The 1929-nt window shown below is 49.5% G+C and carries 3 protein-coding genes; all 3 read right to left on the reverse strand.

The annotated features are described in order from the left end of the window. Positions 1-642, reverse strand: a 642-nt coding sequence (locus ACQY6Q_RS10845; RefSeq protein WP_427981282.1) for a phosphotransferase, incomplete at its 3' end; no start/stop codon positions are given. A gap of 90 nt (positions 643-732) precedes the next feature. Next, complete coding sequence (pnuC, locus tag ACQY6Q_RS10850) at positions 733-1398, reverse strand: nicotinamide riboside transporter PnuC (protein WP_427981284.1); 666 nt, start codon at positions 1396-1398, stop codon at positions 733-735. A gap of 68 nt (positions 1399-1466) precedes the next feature. After that, complete coding sequence (locus tag ACQY6Q_RS10855; RefSeq protein WP_011626476.1) at positions 1467-1727, reverse strand: YkoF family thiamine/hydroxymethylpyrimidine-binding protein; 261 nt, start codon at positions 1725-1727, stop codon at positions 1467-1469. Positions 1728-1929 lie beyond the last annotated feature (202 nt).

A 1929-nucleotide genomic window follows, 5' to 3' on the forward strand; every position in this document is an offset into this window, starting at 1 on the left:
TAAGAGGAACCGTTCGGACGGATACCAAGCCGGCTGGTCTGCTGCGCCCTTGATATCGGCATGAGATTGCAGCCAAGCCTCAATGTGCGCTTCACCCAAGCAAAAGGTCGCCGCGCTACATTGATACTCTAGATCTTTCCAGGCTACGTACTGCAAACTCAGGTCTTGCAAGCTCAGATCTTGATAACCTGATGCCATACTTGGCTCGCTTGGCACCTCGGACTGCTCAAGTGTATCAATACCACTTGCCGCAATACGATTTTCGGTAAGCAGATTTGCCCTGCCCTCAATATCCTCCATCAGCGGCGTAAACTGAGATGCTAAAGGAAGACTTGGGAGAGATTTCGCGAAGATAAACTGGCTTAGGTAATAACGCTGATCGCCACTCACCCAAAGCAACTCGGGGGCAAGCTTTGCCTTGGCAAGATGGCGCCAATAGAACAACTCTTGCTCCCGCGAACAAAAACTGTCGGCGGCATTGGCGTTTTCTCGCAAGACATAATGCGCCGTCGGCGTTTCGATATGGTAGTTGTGGTTACTTAATCCATCCGCTAACGGCTGAATTTGCGTGATATCAGTAAGCCCTGCCTGTGCTAATACCGCAAGCAGTGTATCCTTGTTCTGATCAACAATGGGCGGCATTAGCGGCAGACCACAAGAGTCATGTTGAATAGGTTATTAGGCATTCGCAGCCCTTGTGTATTGGCCATCATCTTTTGATATCTGCCGCCGTTAGCCGAGCAGTTTTGCGGCGCTCGACTCTAGGTTGGGATTGCGGCTATCGGCAAGAGCGGCGCGCCAGAGGAAATAGCCTACAACCGCCAGGCCAACATAGAGCACGAATAATAAGGAGGTCAGCATCAGTCCCTTACTGAGGTAAAGGTAAATCGACATCAGATCGATAACGACCCAATACAGCCAATTTTCCAACACTTTTTTGGCAACTAAATAGGTCGTCATCACCGCAAAACAAGTGGTGGCCGCATCGAGATAGGGAAAGGAAGCCTGGGTAAAAGTTGCCATCCCATGGCCAACGCCAAGGGAAATAATCCCCGTCGCAACAATCAGTTTTAGATGGGTTTTCAGCGGCCAAGTAGTCACTTTCACCCCTTGATGCTTATCGCCACCTTGGGTCCAGAGCCAGTAACCATAGAGTGCCATGGCCATGTAATAGATATTCAGCACCGACTCCATCAGCAGTGCCACTTTCCAAAACAAGACAGTGTAAATGGCCGTGCTGGTAAATGCCGCCGCCCAGCACCAAACGCTTGCCTTCATGGCCAGAAGCAAATAGGCCATGGCCAATACCACGGCTAAGGCTTCCCATGCGGTCATCACATGGACTTCCCCTAGGGCAGCATTAACACTATTGACCAGCGTTAACCATAATTCTGTCATTGCCTTACTCTCACTCTATATCGCCTGCTTGAACCACTTAGCTTTAGCGTTCAAGTTAACTCAGGGCGTTACTCGCTGTGGGCTAAATTCAGCTCACCACCAATAAACTTACATACAAACACCGCTTTGCCCCATTTTTCATGGGCGGCTTGCATCTCGGTCGCCAGCATGGCCATCACGTCTTGATAGTCGCCGCACACTTGCGTCGCCATAGCATTGGTAACACGTTGAATCGTTGGGTAACTGTCCAAGCGGTGGATAAACCATTTGATCGGGTCGAGATAATTTTCATTAAAGGGATACATGCTAATTTCGGCGGTGAGTTTCATCTTCACTCCTTAGGTCAAATGCTAATAATGCAATCGTCAGGCGGTGGCGCAATGAGCGAGCACAGCCTGACATCTGATGTATCATTCTTAAGGGATTACATAAACTTAACGTTTAGTGTGACCCCAATTTGGCGTGGGTCGCCGTAGCGGATATATTGCTTCTCCGCCCAGCCGTTATCCGGCTCATTACCAAAATAGAAAC

It is taken from the genome of Agarivorans sp. (assembly GCF_050295395.1).
Lineage (GTDB): Bacteria > Pseudomonadota > Gammaproteobacteria > Enterobacterales > Celerinatantimonadaceae > Agarivorans.

What these genes read in the sequence shown, in the direction of transcription:
- pnuC (WP_427981284.1), bottom strand. Translation starts at nt 1,398, where the DNA reads ATGACAGAATTATGGTTAACGCTGGTCAATAGTGTTAATGCTGCCCTA.
- ACQY6Q_RS10855 (WP_011626476.1), bottom strand. Translation starts at nt 1,727, where the DNA reads ATGAAACTCACCGCCGAAATTAGCATGTATCCCTTTAATGAAAATTAT.